This window comes from Ruminococcus bicirculans (ex Wegman et al. 2014), from assembly GCF_000723465.1.
In the GTDB taxonomy this organism is placed as follows: domain Bacteria; phylum Bacillota; class Clostridia; order Oscillospirales; family Ruminococcaceae; genus Hominimerdicola; species Hominimerdicola aceti.
On record NZ_HF545616.1, the window covers coordinates 1,999,164 to 2,022,745 of the forward strand.

23 protein-coding genes are annotated in these 23,582 nt (G+C 37.9%); 3 read left to right on the top strand and 20 right to left on the bottom strand.

Going from position 1 to position 23,582, the window contains the following annotated elements; all coding sequences use genetic code 11:
* The first annotated feature begins 607 nt into the window (after positions 1–607).
* Positions 608–1,252, top strand: coding sequence for a hypothetical protein (locus RBI_RS14210; RefSeq protein WP_051706723.1), 645 nt, complete (start codon positions 608–610; stop codon positions 1,250–1,252).
* A 114-nt stretch (positions 1,253–1,366) separates the two neighbouring features.
* On the opposite strand, the gene RBI_RS09260 is transcribed toward RBI_RS14210, so the two are convergent.
* A complete protein-coding gene (locus tag RBI_RS09260) occupies positions 1,367–1,936 on the bottom strand; it encodes a hypothetical protein (protein ID WP_038672512.1) in 570 nt (189 codons plus the stop codon).
* 232 nt (positions 1,937–2,168) lie between these two features.
* Between RBI_RS09260 and RBI_RS09265 the strand changes: the two genes are divergently transcribed.
* The gene (locus RBI_RS09265; RefSeq protein ID WP_051706724.1) at positions 2,169–3,374 is read left to right on the top strand and encodes a tyrosine-type recombinase/integrase; all 1,206 of its coding nucleotides are present in this window, start codon (positions 2,169–2,171) and stop codon (positions 3,372–3,374) included.
* Here RBI_RS09265 and RBI_RS09270 read toward each other — a convergent pair.
* From RBI_RS09270 to RBI_RS14215, 11 genes are all read right to left on the bottom strand, one after another.
* A complete protein-coding gene (locus RBI_RS09270) occupies positions 3,333–3,620 on the bottom strand; it encodes a helix-turn-helix domain-containing protein (protein WP_038672514.1) in 288 nt (95 codons plus the stop codon). The two genes, RBI_RS09265 and RBI_RS09270, sit on opposite strands and share 42 nt — an antisense overlap.
* 170 nt (positions 3,621–3,790) lie before the next feature.
* Positions 3,791–4,543 carry a helix-turn-helix domain-containing protein gene (locus RBI_RS09275; protein ID WP_038672517.1) on the bottom strand — a complete coding sequence of 251 codons (753 nt, stop codon included), beginning with the start codon at positions 4,541–4,543 and terminating at the stop codon, positions 3,791–3,793.
* Between the two features lie 77 nt (positions 4,544–4,620).
* Complete coding sequence (locus tag RBI_RS09280; protein ID WP_051706726.1) at positions 4,621–5,001, bottom strand: HepT-like ribonuclease domain-containing protein; 381 nt, start codon at positions 4,999–5,001, stop codon at positions 4,621–4,623.
* Between the two features lie 16 nt (positions 5,002–5,017).
* Positions 5,018–5,341: a nucleotidyltransferase family protein gene (locus tag RBI_RS09285; protein WP_051706729.1), complete on the bottom strand. Its 324-nt coding sequence runs from the start codon at positions 5,339–5,341 to the stop codon at positions 5,018–5,020.
* Positions 5,322–5,528: a hypothetical protein gene (locus RBI_RS09290; protein WP_038672519.1), complete on the bottom strand. Its 207-nt coding sequence runs from the start codon at positions 5,526–5,528 to the stop codon at positions 5,322–5,324. Before RBI_RS09290 ends, RBI_RS09285 begins: the two co-directional genes overlap by 20 nt.
* Positions 5,529–5,616: 88 nt before the next feature.
* Positions 5,617–8,031: a VirD4-like conjugal transfer protein, CD1115 family gene (locus RBI_RS09295; protein WP_038672521.1), complete on the bottom strand. Its 2,415-nt coding sequence runs from the start codon at positions 8,029–8,031 to the stop codon at positions 5,617–5,619.
* A 10-nt stretch (positions 8,032–8,041) separates the two neighbouring features.
* Positions 8,042–9,904, bottom strand: coding sequence for a relaxase MobL (gene mobL / locus RBI_RS09300; RefSeq protein ID WP_038672523.1), 1,863 nt, complete (start codon positions 9,902–9,904; stop codon positions 8,042–8,044).
* A gap of 39 nt (positions 9,905–9,943) precedes the next feature.
* Positions 9,944–10,417 carry a hypothetical protein gene (locus tag RBI_RS09305; RefSeq protein ID WP_038672525.1) on the bottom strand — a complete coding sequence of 158 codons (474 nt, stop codon included), beginning with the start codon at positions 10,415–10,417 and terminating at the stop codon, positions 9,944–9,946.
* Positions 10,418–10,837: 420 nt separating this feature from the next.
* Complete coding sequence (locus RBI_RS09310) at positions 10,838–11,206, bottom strand: hypothetical protein (RefSeq protein WP_038672527.1); 369 nt, start codon at positions 11,204–11,206, stop codon at positions 10,838–10,840.
* Between the two features lie 16 nt (positions 11,207–11,222).
* A complete protein-coding gene (locus RBI_RS09315) occupies positions 11,223–11,876 on the bottom strand; it encodes a hypothetical protein (protein WP_038672529.1) in 654 nt (217 codons plus the stop codon).
* A 12-nt stretch (positions 11,877–11,888) separates the two neighbouring features.
* On the bottom strand, positions 11,889–12,230 hold the full coding sequence (locus RBI_RS14215) for an Ig-like domain-containing protein (protein ID WP_051706730.1): 342 nt from the start codon (positions 12,228–12,230) through the stop codon (positions 11,889–11,891).
* 44 nt (positions 12,231–12,274) lie between these two features.
* Between RBI_RS14215 and RBI_RS09330 the strand changes: the two genes are divergently transcribed.
* A protein-coding gene (locus tag RBI_RS09330; RefSeq protein ID WP_242843625.1) for an IS3 family transposase occupies positions 12,275–13,436 on the top strand; the annotation gives its coding sequence in 2 pieces (ribosomal slippage) (positions 12,275–12,559 and positions 12,561–13,436; 1,161 coding nt in all).
* On the opposite strand, the gene RBI_RS09335 is transcribed toward RBI_RS09330, so the two are convergent.
* The 8 genes from RBI_RS09335 to RBI_RS09370 form a co-directional block, all read right to left on the bottom strand.
* Positions 13,403–14,467, bottom strand: coding sequence for a hypothetical protein (locus RBI_RS09335; RefSeq protein WP_038672533.1), 1,065 nt, complete (start codon positions 14,465–14,467; stop codon positions 13,403–13,405). The two genes, RBI_RS09330 and RBI_RS09335, sit on opposite strands and share 34 nt — an antisense overlap.
* A gap of 7 nt (positions 14,468–14,474) precedes the next feature.
* Complete coding sequence (locus RBI_RS09340) at positions 14,475–17,216, bottom strand: VirB4 family type IV secretion system protein (protein WP_038672534.1); 2,742 nt, start codon at positions 17,214–17,216, stop codon at positions 14,475–14,477.
* Complete coding sequence (locus RBI_RS09345; RefSeq protein WP_038672536.1) at positions 17,185–17,547, bottom strand: hypothetical protein; 363 nt, start codon at positions 17,545–17,547, stop codon at positions 17,185–17,187. Before RBI_RS09345 ends, RBI_RS09340 begins: the two co-directional genes overlap by 32 nt.
* A 52-nt stretch (positions 17,548–17,599) precedes the next feature.
* Positions 17,600–20,212 (bottom strand): collagen-like protein, encoded by a 2,613-nt coding sequence (locus RBI_RS09350; RefSeq protein ID WP_038672538.1) that lies wholly within the window; start codon positions 20,210–20,212, stop codon positions 17,600–17,602.
* Positions 20,212–21,435, bottom strand: coding sequence for a hypothetical protein (locus RBI_RS09355; protein ID WP_038672540.1), 1,224 nt, complete (start codon positions 21,433–21,435; stop codon positions 20,212–20,214). The genes RBI_RS09350 and RBI_RS09355 overlap by 1 nt, the downstream gene beginning before the upstream one ends.
* A 100-nt stretch (positions 21,436–21,535) precedes the next feature.
* Complete coding sequence (locus tag RBI_RS09360) at positions 21,536–21,928, bottom strand: hypothetical protein (RefSeq protein WP_038672541.1); 393 nt, start codon at positions 21,926–21,928, stop codon at positions 21,536–21,538.
* 25 nt (positions 21,929–21,953) lie between these two features.
* Entirely contained in the window at positions 21,954–23,027 is a 1,074-nt protein-coding gene (locus RBI_RS14220; RefSeq protein WP_051706733.1) for a DUF3991 and TOPRIM domain-containing protein, read from the bottom strand.
* Entirely contained in the window at positions 23,011–23,532 is a 522-nt protein-coding gene (locus tag RBI_RS09370; RefSeq protein WP_038672543.1) for a hypothetical protein, read from the bottom strand. Before RBI_RS09370 ends, RBI_RS14220 begins: the two co-directional genes overlap by 17 nt.
* Positions 23,533–23,582 lie beyond the last annotated feature (50 nt).

The following is a 23,582-nucleotide window of genomic DNA, read 5'->3' on the forward strand; positions in this document are numbered from 1 at the left end:
CTTGACCGAGTGTATGTAAAAACAATCCGTAATCGTATTGATTTTTTTGCTTATGCTATATAATGATTTTTCCCTTTGGCGCACGAAACCTCTGCGGTGACATTCAAACAATGGGACTGCATTGTGGCAATGTCGGCACGGGGTTGACACCCTTGCTTTGTTACTCTCACAGGTAGCTCAGCACCACAGTGCCTATACTCGCTAGTGTCCATCACGGCGCAGTTGTTAGTGATTTCGCAAAGGTTACACATCATTATGTCTTATTCTGAGTCCAGCCGAAAGGTCCTAAAGCCTGACGGGGATATATTTGCATAAAAACAAGAGTGCTTCACAGTCCGCTAAACGATGAAACACTCTTGACATTATCGAAATTCTGTGTTATAATGAACGACAGAATAAATCGCATTCACTTAATGTTTTCACCGTTGTTGGAGCAACTGTGATTTCAGGGTATATAGCTTCGCCAAAAGTTATATACCTAAGTGAGTGCTTTTTTAATGCGCTCACTTTTCTTATTTCCTTTTTATTATACCACATATCTCAGTATTTGTCAAGACTTTTATTAAAAAAATATGGATGAAAATAAAATTTTATAGGGGGTTGCGTCTTGAATAAGTTTGTAAACACTAAAACAGGAAAACTTTACACTGCATATTCTATCAGGGAGATAGGAGATAAATATGTTGTTGTTTTCAAAAAAGGCGGAAAAGAGTATACATATGACCGATACACCATTGATTTGATGACAGGGTGTGATTTATCAAGTTCCAACGATGTTCCAACATCCACTGGTAAACTTATTGTATATTCATATGACAAAACTTGCTACAATTGCGGAGAGAAGACTCAAATATTGACCTATATTGTGTATACAGGCAATATTCTTGATAACTTCACATATCCTTGGGATAAAATTAAAGCTCTCAAATATCAAAACACAGAGTTACACATGATAAACGAGGATATTGAATACTATGGAGTTAAGGTACTCGGCGATGTATTCTCTTTTGATGAAATCATGGTAAACAAATATCCTAAAAGAATCTCTGTTGCATACAGCAAAACTCTAAGACGCAGCTATGCGATGAATATATGTGAGCATTGCAAAGCAATACAAGGAAAAAATTTTGTTTATAAGGATATTAATCGTTTTATCAGAGATATGACACCGCTTAATGTTTTTGATACAATATCGTTTCAAATCACAAATGATTTTTTGAAGAAGTGTAAAAATCATTATATTACTCCCTAAGTCATTAAAATACAAAAGCCTGTGAGAATTTACACTCACAGGCTTTTTTTGTCCATGGACAAAAAAATACTCAAGCCGCAGACTATGCCACGGCTTGAGCTTTAAAAAGTTAAGTTAGTCCATTACGCCAGCGTCTTCATCGTCATCATCATATGACGGAACTTGCTTATATTCTTCAGGAATATTTGATATACCAAAAGACGGAGCTTCTGTTTTTGGGTTAGGATAAATGCCTGCGCACTGACTTATCTCAGAATTAGAATAACAAGCCATTGTGATTACAGAGTCGGCAATTTTGACAACACAAATGCCCTTATCGATATCTGCTTTTTTCAAAGCTTTCCAACAAGTTTGCTCGATATCGGTTTTAGTTGCTTCTTCACTATATTTTTCACGCTTTATAGTATCGTCTTGTCCCTCTGTTTCCATGGCGTCAGTTACATCGAATGTGTATTCGCCCTCTGTATATTCACCGCCTTCAACGATAACATCAGCGTATCGACTATTCACTAACGTAAAAAGTGTCTTAGCGACTTTATTATTGCTTTTCAGCAATTCATCACTATTTTCCAAAACAGTCGAAGATGAGTCTTCATCTTCGGTATCAGAACTTGAAGAACCGCAAGACGTACAAATAGAAAACGTAACTCCTAACGCAAGTATCATAGCTAATAATTTTTTCATTTCAATCTCTCCTAATGTAATTTTTATTTGCTTTAATCATAACATATGTCAGGCATTTTGTCAACCTTTGGAAGTCATTCTCTCTTGTGTTAAAAATGAACATTTGTTCACACAATATCATTATTGTTTTTATATTTAACACATGAAATATATCCAACTTGTGGTATAATATCCATTGGGTTTATAATAAATTGTCCACGGACAAAAAAGGGAGATAGCTGTAGAATAATCAATGAATTTTTACGATAAGCAAAATAATGAGATAATTAGATTTTTAATGGAGCAAAATACTATTTTACAAGAGCAAATTCGTATTTTAACAGAAAGCTCAAAGCAGAAAGATGATATTATATCAGAATTGACTACTATTATTTCATCTCAATCAGTACAAAAAACAGCCGAAGAAAACACTTTTGAAAATATTCAAACAGACACACAAATGACAGTTAAACACTTAGCTGACGAATGGTATACAAATTACGCTGAAAAAAATCATCGTGAAACAACTCGCAATTCAGAAAGATTGATTGCTAATCGGATCAATCATGATTTGGGCGAGAACAGTCTGCAAACTATTTCGACTATAACTATCCAATCATATGTTAATAAGTTATCTGAAAAAGGTGGTAATCTACGCACAGGAAATCCATTATCACGAAAAACTATAAAGAATTACATGACGTATCTTACGAATATTTTTTCGTATGGGGTGAAATACGGATACATAAAAGACAACCCTTGCTCAGATGTTGATATACCTAAAATCAATGGTAATGGCGAAACAATGCGTCCGAAAGAGATTAAAATCTACACCATTGATGAAGCCAAGACATTATTAAGCACATTAAAGCACGTTCAATTCAAATATCAAATATTCTTTACACTTGCTATGCTTACAGGACTACGCAGAGGTGAGATACTAGGTCTTGAATGGAACGATTTTGATTTTGATAAATGCAACGTCAGGATAAAGCGGACTTCAAATTACACGCCAATAGAGGGTATCTATACAGATGTCACTAAGACCGAAAAATCGCAACGTTTTATTAAAATACCGAAAGAACTATCAAAGCTACTGAAGCTCTACCAAAATTCTCAGCAATTTGATTTTCGGAACAGAAAAGGAAAAGGCTTAGAAATTGTCAAAACTGATAGGCTATTCACGCAGGCAAATGGCAAGCCCATGCACCCAAATACGCCTTACAAGTGGCTTGAGAGAATGTGTAAGAAAAATGGTTTACCCTTCTATGGCGTTCATACATTCAGACATCTCAACGCCAGTCTGCAGATAAATGCTGGCATAGACGCTGTAACTGTATCAGCGACACTAGGTCACTCAACCCCAACTACAACGTTAAACATATATAGTCATTGCTTTGAGGAAAACAAGACGAAATCAGTCGACATTGTCAATACTGCTCTTGGTGGGTTCATTTGACATCGTATCTATCAGCTCAATATTGGCAACTTGATAAAGTGCTTCCATTGCCGCCAAGTCGGTTATTGATATACCAAAAAGCTTTGACAAAACAATAAAGTGCCGTGTTATAGCTTCCGTAGATAGGCTTCGCCCGTCCTCTATGTTTTTGAGATAGCGGTCTTTAACGCCAAGCTCTTTAGCAACGTTTTCTCGGGTAAAGTGCATATCTGTACGCAATCTTATCAAATATTCTCTTTTCAACATAAAAAAAGTCCTCCTAAAATTATCTAAAAAAAGGCAAAAGGGCAAATTTCAAAAAAATCAAAAGCCATATATATTACTACATATTCTGAACTAAGTAATATAACAGAATTACTCTATCTGACCTTTTTTAGATATTAATACAAAGTGGGTTATAAATATGAGGGTGCAAATCAGGGACTACCCCCATAATAAAATAAAATCGGCTTATATAATAAAAATTTTCGCAAAAAGGATTGACAAATCCCGTCCGAGGTGTTATTATATAGCTGTTTGAGTTGTGAACTCCCACGAGAACACAAACCATTTGAGCAGGACCTATTGGATCTAGGTCCTGCTTTTTTTATGCAACCTTGTTTACGAGTGATGATGAAGTATGTATTGTCCGTATAATCTCCTGCTCTAGTTCGTTTGAGCTGTTTGCGCACCATGGACCTGTCAATAAGCACCGCTATGACCTTTGATACTTCTGCCCTACTCAGCCTGATGAGCGCAGAAAGGTCATTAAGCGACTGATAAAATCTTGCTATATCATTGCACATGAGTTTGCAGAATACTGCATACACATAGAAAAGCTTTGGTGACAATTCGGCAGAGTATGCCTTACGATTATTTATATAGAAATAGTTTTTGCTCAGGTCATAAGGCTTCAACGCATAGTGATATGCCCCTAAACGCCCCTCAGAGCCGTCCAAACGATATTTATGCGTAATTATGCCCATTTCTTCAAGACGGCACACAGAACGTTTTACGCTTGATACAGAGCATTTGCAGGAAGCAGCTATAGTTTCCTGCTTAATGCAAACTTCATAGCCGTTGCTGCTACGCTTGGTATGAGAGCTGACAAGGCTATATAGTTTGCAGGCTACGGCAAAATCTGTGTAATTGCTTCTGAGGTCCGTTATAAAGCTGTTTGGTATACGCATTTCCCTTCCTCCTTTCCAATATATTTAGGCAACAAAAAAAAGGACCTGAAATTCAGATCCTTAAGCATATGTATTGATTACCTTTTCAATGAATTATCTTTTGTCAGGTCTAATGGTTCGTCAATATCCAAATCTAATTGTTCATCAAAAAAAGATATATATTTTTGGCAAAAGTCCATTATCATTGGTATATCATTTTCTTTGATTTGCCATATCAAATCAAATTGTATAGAGCCATACTGATGAGCAACTATGTTTCGTAAGCCTTTAAGGTTTCGCCAATCCATTTCATTGTTTGTTAAGTCTTTAAACTCATCAGATAGATGTGTTGTCAACTCACCAATCTGTAACATTGACATTGTTACTGCTTTTTGCAATAATCTATCATTTTTAAACACCTCATAGCTGTTGCCAAGTCGCAAGCAATCATCATAAATATCATTACAGTATTCAAGCATATGAACGAGTATATTCCTATCTCTGTTTATAAATAATCACCCTATCTTTCATTATTTCCAACATAAATTTATCATGTTCCTCAGCTGACAAAAATACAGTATCGTCAGTGATAATATCGATATCCTTCTGAAATGTATCCTTAAGAGTTTCAAGCATACCAAAATACCTTATACCTATTTTGGAGGGCAAAATAGGTATATATAAATCGATATCACTATCTTTATTGGCTGTATCACGGGAATACGAGCCAAAAAGATAAATCTCATTAAGCTCAAACTCTTTCGCAACAGGAGCGACTAAGTGCTTTATTTCATCAATGCTATAGATTTTGTCCGTCATAGATAAGCACTCCTTTCTTGTCTATTTCCTGTTTAAGCAATACGCTGTGAATATCATCATAATCTACAACATCACATTCAGAAGTCATTTGTTTTCTTAAATCAGCGGCAATATCAGCCTGCTTTGTGGGGAAATTGTGTTTTAAGACGTTTTCATCTCCACTAGCTCTTACGGGAAATACACTCACAACTGACACCCCCTTATTATCTATCTAAAGTATACTCTATACCTTGCGCTAAGTCAAGACTTTTATCCTTTTTAGATACAGTTTTCCATTATTTATTGAAGTTAATCTCAATGTCATGTTTAAGCAAATCGTATTGCTTTCTGGATATGATTTTCTTTGTAAATGCCTGATTAATGAGTTTTTCCACCGCTGGCTTATTTTTAGCTTCAATAAGGCGGTTGTACTCGCCCTCTGCACACAACTCGGAACGTGAGTTTATAATCTGCAATGCTTCAGTGATTGGTGACGGAGCTGATAACCTCTTATCCGTGTAGTCTGTTGAACTTGCCTTTGTGACCGCATTTTTTCGATTTCGATAAATCTCTTTCCGCTTGTTGTCCCAACGTGTCCGTGAATGACCATCGGAAGATATATATGCGTCAAGCTTTATCTTGCCCAGTTCCACAATGTGCGCATTATCACAAGGTATCTCTGTCCACTCACGTTCTTTTGGATCATCACTAAAAGGCATTTTCCTATAGATCTGATTTTCAAAGCAGATAGGCAGCACCATAGTCTGACTGCCGTGGCTGTACGTTTCTGTGAGCTTCTTTATTTCAGCAGGGTCTTTTCGCCTGACAGCCTTATACATATATCCCTTGTTATCTTTGATAGGGATAAAAAGCTTCTGCCATATGCTATCGAGAGGATATATCGTTTCTTCAAGACTGTTATAACGAAAATCCATTGTCTTTGCTATCTCTGCTATACTTTGAGCTTTTATGCCGAGCCTGTAAAATGGGTCAAAAACTGTTTTTATAGGATAGCAACGCTGCCTTTTAGTGATAGCTGTTCCAAATGGCAATTCGGATAAATCTTCAGGGCGTATGAGCGGTACGCTATCCACAGAGCCTGCTTGATGAGAAAGAAAGCTATGCAAGTCACCGCTGTATGTAGTATATTCTATTGTCCTGTCACCCAAGGCTGACGAGAAATATTTGTTTGTATCTACGTCAAGAGAATTTATATACACAAGATTACCTGTATTGGAGCGTATAGTCTTGGCAGCATTATTGTATTTTGTATCGAGCTGATTAAGGTCCTGAACGAACAGGTCAAAAAGAAGATTACGTCCTGCACCAACTGTTATCTTTGTATCCATATCAGGAATATTTACCATGTTTCCAAACTCGTCAAGAATGAAATGAACTCTCTGCGGTAACTTCTGCCCGATGAATTTGTTAGCATAGTCAACGAGTGCATTATAGCACTGATTAACGAAAAGCGAAGCTATGACGTGACGGCTTTTCTTTTCATCAGGGACTATCATTATCACTGCCATAGGGTGGTCAGGGTCAGCGAGTTCCTCAAAATTAATTTGATTTCCAGATGTAAGTCGAGATATTCCACTGTCAGAGCCGAATATGGATATATCTGATGAGAGCGTGGTAAAAATACTTGCACGGCAGTCACCCTCTGCAAATCGAGAAGTTGCATAAGCCGCTTTTGCCGCAGAGCCACGAGGCAGTGATTTAAAAAGGCTGTCAAGAGCATTCACATTTCGCTTCTCACCATTGACTATCTGCACCTCATTTTCCGTTCCGAACTCAACGAAAAGGTTGTATATTGAATACATGGAAACATTAGCAAGATTGCCATCGTCATATCCCTTTTCAAGCAAATATAAAATCATCGCAACTAAAAGCGATTTAGCCGATTCAGGCCAAATCGGCTGAGATTGTTCATCGGCTGTGAAGACCGTTGCTAACGATTGCACTTCGTCTATAGTTTTGTCGAGGTCCTCATTATTATCTCTTGCCTTTTTGTATTCATCAATGGCTTTTTGAAGCGGATTCCATAACGATGACATATTTGTATCACGCAGATTTAGGAACACTACTTTATAGCCGTTTTCCCTCAGCATAGCCGTGCAGTTTTCAGCTATCTCGCCTTTAGGGTCATTTATTACCATAGAGTGTTTAGCCTGTGACATTGCGATGTGCCTAATCATAGGCATAACGAACGTCTGACCTTTACCTGAACGAGTTGTACCAATTATTAAGCTGTGTATCGTTTCAGCGTCTATGTAAAACTTTCCGTTTTCCTTTGCAATGATGATTCCTGACTTTTTAGCCGACTTCATTTTATCACAATCAAACGAATATAAAACTTTTTCCATTTCTTTAGTATTCATAAAACGCTGCTTGCCCTTTATAGTTTTGTTTTCATTTTTGATACGCCAATGTGTTTCAGAACGCAGCGCAAGCATTATGCCTATGAAAAATGATATCATAATTACCATTGGTAGCGGAAAATTATCTGTTGTAATAAAATACGTCCACTTCAAGCGGAAATATTCCACCGCTGTTATACCTTTATGCTTTGCATTTATGAACGTCAGGGATAGGTGAAAATAATTCAGGCACAAGTTTATTACAACATATATCAGACCACCAAAACCAAACGCCTTTAAAAGCCGTACCTTTATTCTGCTTTTATTCAGTTCATCAAAATCATTGTTCATTGTATTTCTCCTAATCTATTGAATAGCTATAGCCGTCCATTTCATTTACAATATTATTTTCATAGTCATATTCTTCCTGCAACTTCTTGATGTGATAGTCATACTCGCTCATGAGTGACTTAACGGAATGCCAACATACATTCATGGCTCGTTTAGAACGAACCAAAGCTTGCTGTGCGCTGAAACTGCGGAATTTTCTCTTGTTGTTTTGCTTTCTCAGCCTTGCTTCTTCACGATTTACTGTAGTCTGAATTATCATTTTTGCAAACTCATTTCCTTTAGCCGCTGATTTTTCGAGATAATATAAGCCTTTGTCACGACGTTCTGTCTTGAAGCAAAGCATACCATATGAACATTGTGCATATGGGTCATCGAAGTCAGCCGCTTTTTTCAGCCAACGTTCCGCCTTTTTCAAATCGTCCTTGTTGCTTGTTTCTTTATTCTTTTTTAGATACGCTTTTCCTAGCTTGTACATTGCATACACGTTGTTATCCTCTGCCGAACGAAGCAAGTGTACCTCTGCCTTTTCGCTGTTGCCTATATCTTCATAATATTTACCCAATCGGTAGTTTGCTTTATCATAACAGCGACTGTCTTTTTTCTCTGCGATCTCGCTGAGTATCTTTATTCCATTATCAATGTTTTCTTTATCATCATAGTTTTCAAGCAAAAGCTTCCCAAGCTGATAAGCAAATGTATCGTTCGATTTGCTATGCTTTTTCAGGCAGCTCTGAGCCTGAAGCAATTCATTTTTACTCAGATGTTCTTTGAACTCCTTGTATGCCATTTTTTCTTCTTTTTTAGATACGGCTTTTTCCATATCTGTAAAGTCACTTTCTTTAGCATAATTTTTATCAAGTCTATATTGCAATTTTGCAAGTTCCTGCAGGAGCTTGTTTCCTGCCCTGTTATAAAAATCGTCAAGCTGATTATTTGAGTATTCAAAATAATCAGAGTTTTCGCCATAAAATCTTTTGTACTGTTCGTCTGCCATTTTCAACTTTTCAACGTATTCATCAAACTCTGCCTGAAGCTTTTCGTTACAGCTAATAATTTTATCAACACACATATCTATCCTGCGCTGATACGGACGAACTTTCACATTATCATATTGCCACGCTGAGTGTGGCGGTTTTGGTGGAAGGAGCTTCAACAGTTCTATCATTTCTTTGGACGCTACTATGGAAGAAGAAAACTCAGGTATGAGATTTTTACGCTTGAAAGCCGTAAGCTCAGGTGTCAGCTTTTTTGTCATAATTTCATTAGCAACTGTAGACTTCATTTTCTTAAATGCGTCCTGCTCTAAAAGGTCCTGCCCTTTACCTTTGTATGTTACTGTTCTATCCTCTAGGCGGTGATATTCAAGCAAAGTATAATGAACATGGATATTGTCTGTATCCTCATGAATAGCCGCATACCAATAAGTGTTTTCATTTTTTAGCTTGTTGCTTTTGTCGATCAAGGAATTGATTCCTTTTCTTGCGATATCCATAAGCTTTGCTCGGTCAAGCACTTCACCTATCATCAGATCATTGTCGACTAGAAACTGATTATCGAATGACAGATAGCCCACATATTTCGGACAACCCTCAGATTTACTCTGACGCTCATAATCTCTGTAAGTATCCATTTGTTTTTCTGTGAGCATTGAGTAGTTCGTATCAAAGACGCCATTCTTATTCATGTAATCAATATAGTCTTTATTTACTGTTGCCTGCGACTTAAATGTTTTCTCTTTTTTCGGAAGAAATTTTCCGTCCCTGTTCATATAAGACATTCCGTCAAATCCTTTGGCTATTACCCACTTCTTACTCGTAGGCTGTATCATATCAAGATGAAAAACTACCGCAGGCGTTGTGTGCTTCTTTTTCAATGTATCACCCCTTTTTCTTCTTTTTTAGATACGCCGCCGTTAGCGGCGGTTTGCTTTGTCCACGGACAAACGTCGCATTCTTGCTTCGTAAGTTTCGCATGAGCCTTGCACTGCTTTGCTCACCGCTGCGCCCTCAACCATAGTATCCGCAGACGTGAAAGGAGCGTCCATGAAATTGCATTGAGAATTAACTCCGTCACGGACCTCATAACACATCTTATATATATCCTCAATACGATTATTGTACTTTGCCATTTGAATGCTGACCATTTGTATTTCTCTCAATAGATCGTCTTTGTCTTTTACTGAGTTTGCATTTGACCTGTCACCTTTTCCTGCACCAAAGTTTTCAGACATTGCGTCCTTTTTTATAAGCCCACGACGAACGCACTCTGCGTCTATCAGGTATCTTATACATTCACTCGCTGAATGTATTTCAAGGTCACTCATAAGCAGGCTGAGATTTCTCTCAGCGGTATCAGAAAACGAGAATGTTTTTATTTTTTTTGGCATTGAATTTGCACCTCCAACTATTGATTTTCAGGGGAACTTGAATGAATGAATTTTGCTCAGAACATGAACGAATAACCTCAAAGAGCATAAAGGGAGTGGGTACACTCCCTGTGTGAAAGCTCGGTAGTACCGAGCTTTAGGTGAACTTAAAATGGGGCTACTTATTCAGAAAGTTAAATAACTTAAATACCTCTTTTGGAGCAATGTTAAATAACTTAAATACCCCTTTTTCTGACAAATTAAATAACTTAAATAACTTTTTCACTTAAAAATTTCCACATTATAGGATAGACTATTTAACTTAAATAAGAAATTTCAGCTTAAAATCAGCAAAGTTAAATAACTTAAATAGCGTTTTCCCCTTAAAATTTCCTTGCAATATTTGTTATCTAAAAAAGCATGAAGATTTTTGCTCAAAAATCAACGCTTTTTTTGTTTTTCAGACAGCTCAATAAGAGTCAAAAGTTCGTTAGTTTTTAACGTATCATAGTCCACTTCATTGTATTCTGGAAGCATGAAAGTTTCTAGTGTTTCAGTTATTTTTCTAAGCTTTATGATAGTTACATACATATCCTTTATTACTTCTGTTGAAGTATCGTCAAGTTTCTTTATCTCATCTTTGACAATACTGCGGACAACATCAGGAAGAATATCAGATACAAAGCTGTCACTTGCTTCAACGTATTTTTCAATTATTTTGTTGACCAATTTGTTTCGTGACATTTCTTTTTCAGCCGCAATTTTATCGACTTTACTCATCAAATCATTAGACAAACGAATATCTGGCATAAGATTTTACACCACCTTATTCAACCTCTTCACTCTCAGCCAAGCGAGTGAAATATTCATTTATGTTGCCATATTTTTTTAGAATTTTATCTGTCAGTGCATACTTTTTTATATTGAAATAATCAGGTGCTATGTACATAAAAAAGCCTTGCTCATAGGAATATGGATTGAGTTCAAATGAAACCATAGTGTCAACTAAATTGCTCACTTCTCCACCTGTCTGACTATATGATTTAAGATATGAGTGCTTATTTTTCTTGAAAGTTATCTGTATTTTCGTATAAGATTTATCGAAAAACTGACACTCGATTATATCTTCATAACGTAATGTCAATACCTTTTTAGGCGTTGCCCCGACAGAATAATACGTCAGCACCATGTCATTCTCTGTAGCTTGTATCATGAGATTATGAGTGCCTATTTTCTTTGTTATCCCTTTAAGAAGTATCACTGTTGCGCATAAAAAAATCACTGCAACAAGTAATAAATATGTGTCGATAAAATTCAGAAACGGCAGACAGTAAAGGACTAAAAAAGCCATGCTAATGCCAAAGCACACGATAACTTTCTTTCGTGCGCCATTGGTATTTGTTGTTCTTTGCGCTACCATCTCTTTGAAGTTTTCCATGTACTCAGGCGCAGGATACTGATAAATATATTCGTCATTCATTGTATTTCTCCTTTAATTTACTGTCACCATACAGCTTGCTGTTATGGCACTGTTGTCTGCAACACGGACAGTTATTATAGCCTTTCCACTGCTTATTCCATGCACATTTCCGTTGCTGTCTACCTCCGCAATATCAGGTCTGTTACTTTGCCAAATCACTGATTTATTCACAGCATTTGACGGACCTACAACTGCTTTAAGCTGTGCCGTTGAACCTACGTTTATCTTAACATCATTGTACTCATAGATTGTTTCTATCTTTAAAGAACGTGCTTTTATGACCGCTGTTGTAGTTGTTGCAGGCGGTTGATATATAATGTACCCTAGAAACTGAACACAAAATTGCCAAAACATCGTGACAGTGGTATAATAAAAGAAAGAAACAGGAGGACACGATAATGGCGAAGAGGAACACATACACACCGGAGTACAAGGCAAAAATCGTAATAGAAATACTGGAGGGAGAGCAGACGATCAGCGAGATAGCAAGTCGTGAAGGAATCAACGTCAATCAGCTGAAAAATTGGAAAAAGGAATTTCTTGAGAATGCATCCCGTGCCTTTAATGGTTCAAAATCAGAAAAGGAAGCAAAAAGAGCAGCTGAGAACTCAAAAAAGCGGGAAGAAAAGCTTATGCAGAAAATCGGTCACCTGACAGTTCAGGTGGACTGGCTCAAAAAAAAATCTGAAGAAGTGCTCGGACCTGACTGGAAGGAAAAGTCTGGTTATGAAGAATGATAGGCTGAACATTAAGGAACAGTGTGAACTGCTTGAAATCAACCGCACTTCGATGTACTATCAGCCTGTTGAACCGGCAGAAAAAGCCTTGGAGCGTGAGGAATACATCAAATCACGTATTGACTACTGGCACACAAAATTCTGCTACATTGGTCATCGGAAAATCAAAGAAAAGCTTGTACAGGAAGACGGGATTGCAATCGGCAGAAAGCTTGTCAGACGTTATATGGCGGAAATGAATATCTGTCCGGTTTATCCGAAATCCAATCTTTCAAAGCCCGGAAAGAACAGTTTAAAATTTCCGTATCTGCTGAAAAATCTAAAAATTGACCGACCAAATCAGGTATGGTCAATTGACATCACCTATATCAAAATGGGGCGTAGCCATATGTATCTGACAGCGATTATTGATTGGTACAGCCGTTTTATCGTGGGCTATGAATTGTCTGATACGCTGGATACTGCACCGGTTTTAGCAGCAGTCACAAATGCCATGGAACAATACGGCAATCCTGAAATTATCAATTCTGATCAGGGCAGCCAGTTTACAAGCAATGACTATATTGAATTTCTGAAAGCGAAGAATATCCGCCAGAGTATGGACGGAAAAGCTAGATGGGTGGATAATGTGGTAATTGAACGCTGGTTTCGCAGCTTGAAAACGGAGTTGATTTATATCAATGAATACAGCAATCCCAGAGAGCTGCGCCAGCAGATTGGTAGTTACATCAAGGATTACAACAACGAAAGACCCCATCAGGCGCTTGGCTACAAGTTGCCTGTGCAGGTTTACCAAGCCAAGTCTGTATGCAATGCTGCATAAATTTTGCTTACGTTTTTTGGATGGCTATACAAAGTTTTCGCTGTCACGATAATTTTTTTCATTTGTGTCTTGACAAGGGGGACATTATAATATGGTGGCTCTGTCTGTGCAGGCTCATCATGATAGTATGGCTGTGTTTCAGTATATGTATTGTCATTATGATAGTTATCGTTACCGCCACTTGGCTGTGCTTGTGTATCCTGCCAATCGTGATTATCTTGTGGATTTACGTCAACTTTTTTAGTCGATGTCACTGTAGATGTTGTGACCTTTTCAGTTTTCTTTTTGTCAGACTTGCTCTCTGATATACTATCTGTGGTTGATGAACTTTCACTGCGCTTATCCTCTTTTTTATCATTTTTCAAATCTGATTTAATATCCTTTTTGGCTTCTGTAGTTGTAATTTTTTCAGATGTACTATCTGTCTGTTCTTCAATAACAATGCTCATATCGTCCTGATTATCGTCCTTGCTGTCTATCACTCTGACGTCCTTTTTGTCAAACATAAAATACTGTTCTTTGACTATCTCATCATGGTGTTGCCCCTTTATTACATCACCAAATTCGTCAACTGTGTCAGGCTCGTCATAGGCAGCGATCGTACACTTTAACTCAATGTAGACGTAGTCATATCCCGAAGGAATATCGGATACTGTTATTATCTCTGTAAAGTCATTTTTCTGTGAAACAGTATACTTTTTCAGCATATCTTCTGTATGATATTTGCCATTGTCATCATAGTATCTCAGCGTGTAGTTGCTTATCTCAGGCTTTGAACTTATGCTCCCTGAATAGTTGCTTTCCTCTTTTGCCGACAATGCAAAGTAAAGCTCTTTTTTATCTTTAAGATACGTTGCATTTGATATTTTTATATGATAACTACCCATTGCAACTATGCTGTTGTAGTCTACAGTATGGCGCACATAGCTCATAGATTGCACCATAGGTATGATTATAATAACTGCCATAATAGCTATTGAAATGCTCAGAAATGCTATATAAATGGCGTTGTTTCGCTTAATCTTATCCATACTGTACTCACCACTTTCTCACGTTGTACTTGTCACCAAAACGCTTTGCAAGGTTCTTTACAAGCCTATTGACTGTCACATAAAGATACTCACTGTCTGTTATTTTGAAACCAAAATATTCAATGACTTCCCTTGTAAATGTTTCAATAAATTCCTGTGTTTTTTGCTCAGAACGATACATTTCATTAGCAAGATTTTGAGGATTCCAATTAAGAAGATACATACGATTGAATATGCTGTCTACTATCTCATCCCTGTCCTGAGAGTTTCCTATGTACATCAAATCGCACTCTGTAGCGGCGTTCTTACAGTGTATCTTATTCTTGCCTGATCCTAGTGACAACAGCATTTCTCCTGCCTCAAAATTGTCCGTTGCATATAACTCAGACATAGTAAACTGACCGAAAATGTTATGTAAAATTTCGATACTGTCAGAAGATTGCTTAAGTAAGAATTTATACTGAACGAGCTGAAATATCTTCTTAACTGTATCCACACTTTCACCAGTATCGGACGGCATAAAGTCAAGTATCGACTGCGTTGCATACCAAAGTCCTGCGTCATATTTTCTTGAACGGCGTTCAAGCTTTAAGATAAAATCAGTACACAAAGTATTCTTGGTATTAATGAAACGATGAGCTTCATCGATAAGACAAATAACTCTGCGGCGGTCTAGAAGATTGACAAGGTTATTGTTATGAGCAACATTCTTGCAAACCTCTGACCACATCAACGAGAGTATATTGAAAAGCTGTGCGTTATACACATTCTCGTCCATTTCCGACAATGCTTTCACATTAAATACTATAAGATTTGAATTGTTTATCTCAATGTTTGTATGCGAATCAAACATTGTTCCATATGCACCCGAAACAGATAATTCTTTCACATACATAAGCAGTGTTTTATACAAAGTTATCTCATCTGCTGAGAGCGTTCCCGAAGATATCTTTGATGTTATAACATCAAGAACGTCAGAAAAAGTCGGAAAGTTTTGAGGCGCAAGAGCGTTTACGTCAGTGTACTTTGTTATACCCTTTTTTTGATAAGTTTCAACAAGGACAGTTCTGAAAGCTGTCATAACATCATAGGTCATTGTCGGAACGTATTGATACATAAAAGTGCATATTCGTGATATTTCAGATATGAAATTCGTTTCGATAGCACTTTCTTTGGAGAGGAGCTGTTGCTGTGTATCATCATCGTTTTCTTCTTCATCAAGCTTGTTTTCACTTTGCCAATCGATAACTGTCCTTATCTGCAGAGGGTTTATAAAGGCACGTCTATCCATTGTAATGACCTGACCGTCATACATCATAGCAAGGTCCTTATACTCACCCTCAATATCAATAGCGAAAACCTTGTTGCCGATTATAAGCTGATTTTGCACCATTAACTTAAGCGTTACAGACTTACCACCGCCCTTTACTCCACAAAGTATCATATCATATGACGAGCGGTATCTGTTACGCAGAAACGAGTCAAGAAAGACAAGTCCGTTTGTCTGCGTGTAGCCCATAAACAATCCATTATCATCAATGTGTTCCTGATAATAAAACGGAAATTCTTTGGCGTATGTATCATAGATAGGCATTGGCGTTTGAATATTATTGCCCTCAACAATAAGTCTTGTAAACTCGGTAAACATCTGATTTTCAGGGACGTAAGAACGTAGTCCATTGTTTGTAGCCAACTCTTTCTGCACTACTGCAACACGCTTTTTCAATGCTGACAGGTCTTTATTGAAGATATAAAAACGCAGTGTCATATACACCATGTTTTCAGCACCATTCACTACTGAATTATATATCTCTTGTATCTTTGCAAGTTCTGTCTGAGTATCAATGTTATCAGCCATGCCGAGCCTAATTGCCCAACGAGAGTTAAGCTCGTCCATTGATTGCTTCAACTGTTCCTGAACATCATCACGAGCAGCGGTACACACGTCCCACATAGATACTATGTCACTATATTTCTGTGATACAAGCCGTGTTAAAGCAAGTGGAGCAAGCAATGCAGGAAAACTTTTTATGACAACTGATGTCACATATGTGTTGTTCACCTTAAAATAATTCTGACCGAATTTTACTGTGTCGGGCAGAACATAAGCATTGATATTTTGATAATCAATATCACGATTTTCACAGTCCGAAAAGCTTAAAAGCGTTCTCATAAAGCTTATTGTTGTGTCAAAACTGCACAGAGCCATAGATGTATCAGAAAACGCATTGCAGTATTGCTCTACCGCTGCATAAAGCGTATCAATATCGTTTGCATAAACAAACATATATGCAAGATTACTGCGGTGAGTCCTCTCCAGATCATCTATTTGTCGGAGCTTCTTATCGAGCATTGCCCTTGTAAATGGGTGCTGTGTTTGCAATTTTTTGTATTCCAAGAACTCACGCTGCCTTGAAAGGTCAGGTTTTTTGTGGCTGAAAATATATTTATGTGGCAAGTCCAAAAGCTGAGTTGCACTACCGAAAGCATTAAACGCTGATATTTTATCGTCATTGGAATAGTGCATGATATCAATGCCGTAAATAGCCACAACAGACATATACTTTCCAATATTATTATGCTTTAACCTGAACACATAGTTAGCCGCAAGATTTGTCCTTCCACCGCCAACTGTTGCTAGATCCTGCTCTGTCAAGCGGAATGAATTGAAATTTAAGTATGTACAAAGGCAATTCTTTGCATTCATTTTTACACGCTTATTTTTCCTTTTTTCTTTTCTTAGCTTCACGCTTGTCCTCCTCCTTTTTCAGATAATCAGCACAATCCACATTTCCTGAGCCGTAGTATGTTTTTTTCTGAGCAAAAAACCTCAGAAAGTCGAGCAAGCTTCCTCCAAAGCTCTTGCGAGGGTCTGAGGGAGAGCCTGCCGTACATATCATAAATATGACTAAACAGAACACCACAAATACATATCTCAACGAGCCAAACGCCATTCCTATGACCATTGAAGAAAAGAAAACAGCTATTATGCCCAAAAAGCGATACTTTGTCAGATATTTTGTCAACATGACCTTTGATTTTGTGGTTTTCGGTACTAAGCCTGCCCTAATATCATTCATTTACTCTTCCCCTTTCTAAGTTACAAAGGGCAAGCATTACGCCTGCCCCGATTTATTTTCTTTTATTTTCATCACGCATTGCTTTCTCAGCAAATGTAGGTTGTGTTTTTTCTGTTGCCATAGCTGTATCTGCATAGCTCGTTGTATTGCTCTCTGCATGATACTGTCTATCTGCAAATGTTTGAGCATTATAGCTACCTGAATTAACAGCTTGTGCTGATGAAGCACTTGTATCCGTGCCAAAGCTTCCACCCGAAGTGCTAATGCTAGGTGGTGTAACTGCACTAGCTGTCTGTGAGCCATCCATGCCTGCGTTAGTGCTGTCCGAGCCAAAAGAGCCTTGCGCCACAGCATTTTCAGATGAACTATTATCGATGTTTGACGAAAATTCACCACTTTCACCTTGCTCACCCTGTTTGCCATTTTCACCTTGCAAGCCGTCTTTACCATTAAGTCCGTCTATTCCGTTTGTGCCGTCTTTTCCGTCCTTGCCACTTGTACCAACGCCAAGTTTTTCACCCATTCCCATTGCCTTGCCTGATAAATTCTGTCCTGCACTTTTAGCCACTTCTCCGATAGGTTTATTAGCAACTTCTCCTGCTTTACCGCCTACGGCTGTGCCATTAGCAGCTGCGCCCATAACGCCATTATTACTTCCAAAGCCGCCTACCATACCGCTGACACCGCCTGCGACAGCTCCGCCAACAGCACCGACAGCACCACGCATTCCTTTTTCGGCTTTATTGTCACTGTTTCTAGCATTAGCCATTGACGCTTTCGCACCACTAATACCACCTGAGATAGCTCCTCCGATACCGCCTGCAACTGTGCCACCCGCTTTTGAAATTCCTTTGCCTGCTATATGACCTAGAGTGTGTCCTGCACCTGAAGCTATCTGTCCTGCGGAACGCAGACCCATAATAGTTGATACGCCCGACTTAACGCCTGCGTCAATGCCAAGAAGATGTACCACGAGGTCAGGTCCGTCAATTACAAATTTACAGCCTGCAACTGTTATGAAAATAACAGCTATAGGGTTTGATAGCAATGATGAGTCCTGAATTTCAGTAAGTATCAGGATATATAAACGCAAATCTAGTACAACTATTATCACAGACAGAAAGCAATTAAGCAAATTCAGTATGACCTTTTTTAGCCGTCCTGCGCCACCCATATCTGTTGCCACAACTATTGGTGCTACTATCTGTGCAAACATTATGTCGTACAACAAGGACGCAAGTTTCAGTCCTGCAAAGATAAGACACACTGCCGTTATTACAAGCATGAATAGCCCCCATAGAAAATTCACACGATAGAAGTGATTTTTTTCCGTTAAGTGACCGACAGAAACATATTGCCACATTTTATCAAACTGTGCTGACATATCTCCGTCACTAAAATCGGACGCTTCTTTTAATTGTTCAAAACTACCGCCACTATGATGTTCAAATCCATTATCCGCAAAATCTTCAATATTGGAAATATTAAGTATTTGAATTGCACTCATTGTGTTTCCGTAGAAGTCTAACTCTCTAAATGCGCCTTTACTCAACCTGTTTATAGCTTCCTCAAAAGTATCGGAGTCTTGGCAATACATTATCATGGAAGCCACTTGACTAGCTTGTATATTTATGCCACGATTTTGAAGTTCGTGGGCAGCATTTTCCGCTGCTTCACGAATTAAGTAACATTCAAATGAAGCTTGATAATATGGAGCTTGTGAGGTTATAACGTAATAATCTGTTGAATGTCTGTTATCTCCCTCTCCTCGTGTTATTGTTATTTTATATGCGTTATCATCATCTTCTTCCGTATCAGAATTGTCTTGTACTCCAGCGTTAGCCTGCGCCCATGCGACACGCTGTTGCCAAAAAGCATAGTCATCGACAAGGTCTAACAGTTCAAGTTTATGCTCAAAGGTCAAATCATCAAATCTGTATGTAGGAGTCACATCATAATGGTCTGCTGTTGTAACTGTCCTATATTGCGTTTTTGAAGGATCTAAACCTAGATTAATATTCATTGAGTACACAGTGTTAGGATTTACACCAAATGACGATACTTGACTTTGTTTTACCAATTTATTTTGATTTATGCTGCTATTCACGTTGTAAATATTGCTTGCGAGAATATACTCACCTATCGTCCTATTTGTTGCAGTATCTTTTGTTGTATTATCCTTTGCAAACTGCACACCCACAGTTTTAAGGTCACTAAATGATGAAACGAGTATCGGCAATGCGATAAGGAAAAACAGTGACGTCAAGATATTTCGTACATAGTCTGTTATGTGTATCTTATCTGCATTGACGATGATAAGTATTCCTATAAGCACCACTGTCATTCCTGCCAACGCCCACGCTATAGGGTATATAATAGTATCTATGTTAAATACGTCTTTTATAACGTTGTAAAGATTAAAATTCAGCACCTGATCCACAGCTTCTGAAATGTAATCCACAACATATGCAAGCCATTTCAGCAACGTATACTCAACATTCTGTACCATTTCTCCGTGCCAAGTTTTCTTGACGATTATCTCCTGCACTTCAGGCAGAAGTGTACGAGGGTCAGCCGCAAATGCAAGTATGCTCAATGACATTGTGCTTATAAGCAGTGTTATGAATACAGAAAACGCATATTTTTTCGTTTTTGATACTCTCATTATATTCTGACTCCTCGTTCATCGTTAAGATTTCTGAAATTTTCATTTCTCAAATCAATAGTTGCACTATCAACATTTACCAAATCAGCATGATAACCGATAAGGCTACGATTATTACGGATAATGTCGATTTTATTATCACTTGCATTCGTCACGCAAGTCGCATTTTCAGAGCCTAAGCTGAAATTTCTATAGATTACATACACATTATTGCAATCAATAGCGTTGTCCTCTATGCACTTTTTTAAATCAGCATTATTCTCAATGGAATTTTCATTTACATTGTGTCCTGATGTTACTGCATAGTATGTATTTTCCTCCGTAAACAGCTCAAATTCTGTATACAGTATGCGATTATGCTCCAAATCAAGTGCATTTGATAATTCTTTAAACGTTGTCATATCATTATTAATGAATGAAGTATATTTCCAATCTGTCATGAAAGGCTTAAAACTATTCTTGATAAAATTCTGATACTGTTCATTATCCCTGTTAGGTTCGCTCTCAATAACTTCACTCAACGCACTGTATATACTGTCTGTGCCATAGCCTGCAAGTAATTTTTGCGTTTCATCTATCCATTCGTACACAAAATCTTCTGGTTCGGCAAAATTGTTCTTTCTCCAATTCTTATCGGCAAAATCTTTGAGTTTGTCATAATAGCGATAAACAAATTCCGACCAATCACAGCACAGACTCATTATATCTTTTGCGTCTGTTATAACATTTACTCTGCTCAGAACATCATTATAATAGCGGTCATATGGTTCATTCGTTCCGTACTCTGGCGATCCAACTGTCACTGTTATATCATAGTCAAAGTCACAACTGTCATAATCACAGTCCTCTTTAATTCGTTTGAACATATCAGCTATTGACTCAAAATCTTTATTCGCTCGTATATAGTTATACTGAAAATCGTCAAGATTACCGATTGCTTTATCAATCAGCTTATCTTTAATAATGCCATCAACTACGCCTGTAAAAACGCCTTTTGAAAACTTGCGTAGTGGCATTCTTCCACTTTCATTTTCTTTTGGTAAACCATCATTACCTAGTCTGTCATAATCAACGCCTATCTCTATCGGACCACTCTCATGGAGAATGTGATAGGTAAATGCTTTGAACGCTTCTTCATAGTCTATGCCGTCATAAACACCCTCTGTACGTTCGATATAAAAATCGAAGTTAAAAAAATCACCATTGTATAACCTTTCTTTCATAATTATCCGTCCTTTCTGTTTCTAATGCACTGTATGCACCGCTATAGGCTCAAAGCTTAAGACCCATAGCGGTACATACAATATGTACCGTCCGCTCCGCTTATTTAATAAAAAGCATACCGCTCGATGTTGCCGCCTGAAAATCCTGAATGATAGCAGGACCAAAGCCGAGTATTGCTAAGCCTCCAAGTATTCCTATAAATACACCTTTTGTTTTGCTCATACCGCCATTGCCACCGCCAATAAGCATGATACCTGCAACTATCACTGCAAGAACTGATATGGCATAGCCAATATACTTAGCTGTGTCACCCAAGTCATTGATCCACTTGAGCAGACCAGACAGGTCAGCAAGGACTACAGCCGCCTTGCCATTGTCATTCACATCAATAGCGTCTGCACTTGCGGATACAGCGTTCATCAACATCATTGACAATGCGGCAACTGATGATGAGAGCGTTGCACCAATTTTCTTCATCTTCTTGTTTTTCATAGAAATCACTCCTTGATTTTTTGTATCAGCGTGACCGCTGAGTTATATTTGTAACAGCAACTTCTTCACTGTTATCAACTGTTCTCTGTTCTGTAGCTTCCTCCGCTACAGTTAAAAAGCTGACAAGTGTTTCGTTGTAGTCTTTGCCCAATTTAGGAACGTGAACTGTAATGTTATACCTGTCAGCATACTTCTCATTTATTTTTGCAATTCCATTTCGACCTGCTTCATCATTATCTAAGCAAAGCACAATGTTTTTTATTTCAGGATATCTTTGCAGATATGATTGCAATGCAACATCTGATGTTCCCGACAGTGATAGCCTGTTTTGCTTTTTCCAAACATCATAATCAGGTTTTTGCCCCAATCGTTCAGCCCTTTTCTTTTCAGATATGACATACATCGTTGCATGACTAAGCAAGTCAACTGGAGCTTCAAAGACATAAACAGTATCCTTGTTGCCCTCAGGTGTCAAGTGCGTCAGATTGAAACTGTACTCTTTTTGACTTCCGCTTACATTTTTGGGCTTGCGCTTATAAAAGGTATTCGTTATCTTGCTCTCGGCAAACTTTGCTTCATTCTTATCATCAAAACCCACAAACACAACATTTTTGTATTGATCCTGATATATGTAACTATTTTTAATACAATAGCTGACTATATGAGGGTCTATCATTCGTGTTTTCGTGAGATAGGCGGCAGCGTTTCTATACGTTTCGCTTTTAGGTGGCAAATGAAATTCTTTTGGCTCATTCTTTATTTCAGGAGCTTTCACAAACTCCGTCTTAATATTTCCCGACAAGTCTATAATTGTTTCAAATGCTTCTTGAACGCCCATACCATCAATTTTCATAAGCCAATCAATGCAATTAAGCCCTTTAAGATTTTGCGAATTCCAATACCAACGTTGCCTGTCACCCTGAATTATAAGGCTATCATGCTCTTTGCATTGATATACAGAGCCTGCTTTTATAAAGGTAAAACCCTCTTTTCGGGATAGAAAGTCAAGCATATCCGTTTGCCGTGCGTCTGCCATTTCTTCAGGAGAATAGCGTATGAATTTCTTGCCCGAACCTATGTACTCACGCCGTATTGCCATTGAGTTTATCCCCCTTTTTAGAATATAAAGCAGAATTTTTAAGCCTTGCCAACTCAATTATCGACTTTAGCGATTTACGCCGTCTATACTTCTCTGCGTCACTTTCCACTAAATTCATTATTTTAGTGATATAGTCTGTATAGAGCTTGATAGCATAATCAATATTTTCAACGCTCTTAAAGTCAATAACGTCCATATATCCATCAAATGCGGTACAATCTTTTATTTCTGAACGAATAATTCCTAACGCTTTATGCTCACTGCCATAGTCCGCCACTAAGTACTCAGCTATATATAATCTGCTCAATACTCTATCCGCAAAAGCAAGTGAAAATGCTTCTGCACTTTTGTCCACGGACAAAATCTTGCAAGCATATGGCTCTTGTCTTGCAGTTCTTTTAAACTCGTCTGCTGAACTGCACCCGAAATAGCTGTTAAACGCATTTTCATCGATATAAAATATCTTTGATAGTCGCCTATTACAGCCTATCTGAATTTTATACAATAATTTTCACCTCCGAAAGAAAAAAAGCCCCTGACAATCAATCAAGGGCT

Excerpts from the sequence above, each read along its gene's own strand:
- RBI_RS09350 (WP_038672538.1), bottom strand. The coding sequence starts at position 20,212 with ATGAGAGTATCAAAAACGAAAAAATATGCGTTTTCTGTATTCATAACA.
- RBI_RS09295 (WP_038672521.1), bottom strand. The coding sequence starts at position 8,031 with ATGAACAATGATTTTGATGAACTGAATAAAAGCAGAATAAAGGTACGG.
- RBI_RS09355 (WP_038672540.1), bottom strand. The coding sequence starts at position 21,435 with ATGAAAGAAAGGTTATACAATGGTGATTTTTTTAACTTCGATTTTTAT.
- RBI_RS09280 (WP_051706726.1), bottom strand. The coding sequence starts at position 5,001 with ATGCTTGAATACTGTAATGATATTTATGATGATTGCTTGCGACTTGGC.
- RBI_RS09315 (WP_038672529.1), bottom strand. The coding sequence starts at position 11,876 with ATGAATGACGAATATATTTATCAGTATCCTGCGCCTGAGTACATGGAA.
- RBI_RS09345 (WP_038672536.1), bottom strand. The coding sequence starts at position 17,547 with ATGAATGATATTAGGGCAGGCTTAGTACCGAAAACCACAAAATCAAAG.
- RBI_RS09270 (WP_038672514.1), bottom strand. The coding sequence starts at position 3,620 with ATGTTGAAAAGAGAATATTTGATAAGATTGCGTACAGATATGCACTTT.
- RBI_RS09265 (WP_051706724.1), top strand. The coding sequence starts at position 2,169 with ATGAATTTTTACGATAAGCAAAATAATGAGATAATTAGATTTTTAATG.
- RBI_RS14220 (WP_051706733.1), bottom strand. The coding sequence starts at position 23,027 with ATGGCAATACGGCGTGAGTACATAGGTTCGGGCAAGAAATTCATACGC.
- RBI_RS09305 (WP_038672525.1), bottom strand. The coding sequence starts at position 10,417 with ATGCCAAAAAAAATAAAAACATTCTCGTTTTCTGATACCGCTGAGAGA.
- RBI_RS09275 (WP_038672517.1), bottom strand. The coding sequence starts at position 4,543 with ATGCGTATACCAAACAGCTTTATAACGGACCTCAGAAGCAATTACACA.
- RBI_RS09260 (WP_038672512.1), bottom strand. The coding sequence starts at position 1,936 with ATGAAAAAATTATTAGCTATGATACTTGCGTTAGGAGTTACGTTTTCT.
- RBI_RS09310 (WP_038672527.1), bottom strand. The coding sequence starts at position 11,206 with ATGCCAGATATTCGTTTGTCTAATGATTTGATGAGTAAAGTCGATAAA.
- RBI_RS09335 (WP_038672533.1), bottom strand. The coding sequence starts at position 14,467 with ATGGATAAGATTAAGCGAAACAACGCCATTTATATAGCATTTCTGAGC.
- RBI_RS14215 (WP_051706730.1), bottom strand. The coding sequence starts at position 12,230 with ATGTTTTGGCAATTTTGTGTTCAGTTTCTAGGGTACATTATATATCAA.
- RBI_RS09360 (WP_038672541.1), bottom strand. The coding sequence starts at position 21,928 with ATGAAAAACAAGAAGATGAAGAAAATTGGTGCAACGCTCTCATCATCA.
- RBI_RS09285 (WP_051706729.1), bottom strand. The coding sequence starts at position 5,341 with ATGACGGACAAAATCTATAGCATTGATGAAATAAAGCACTTAGTCGCT.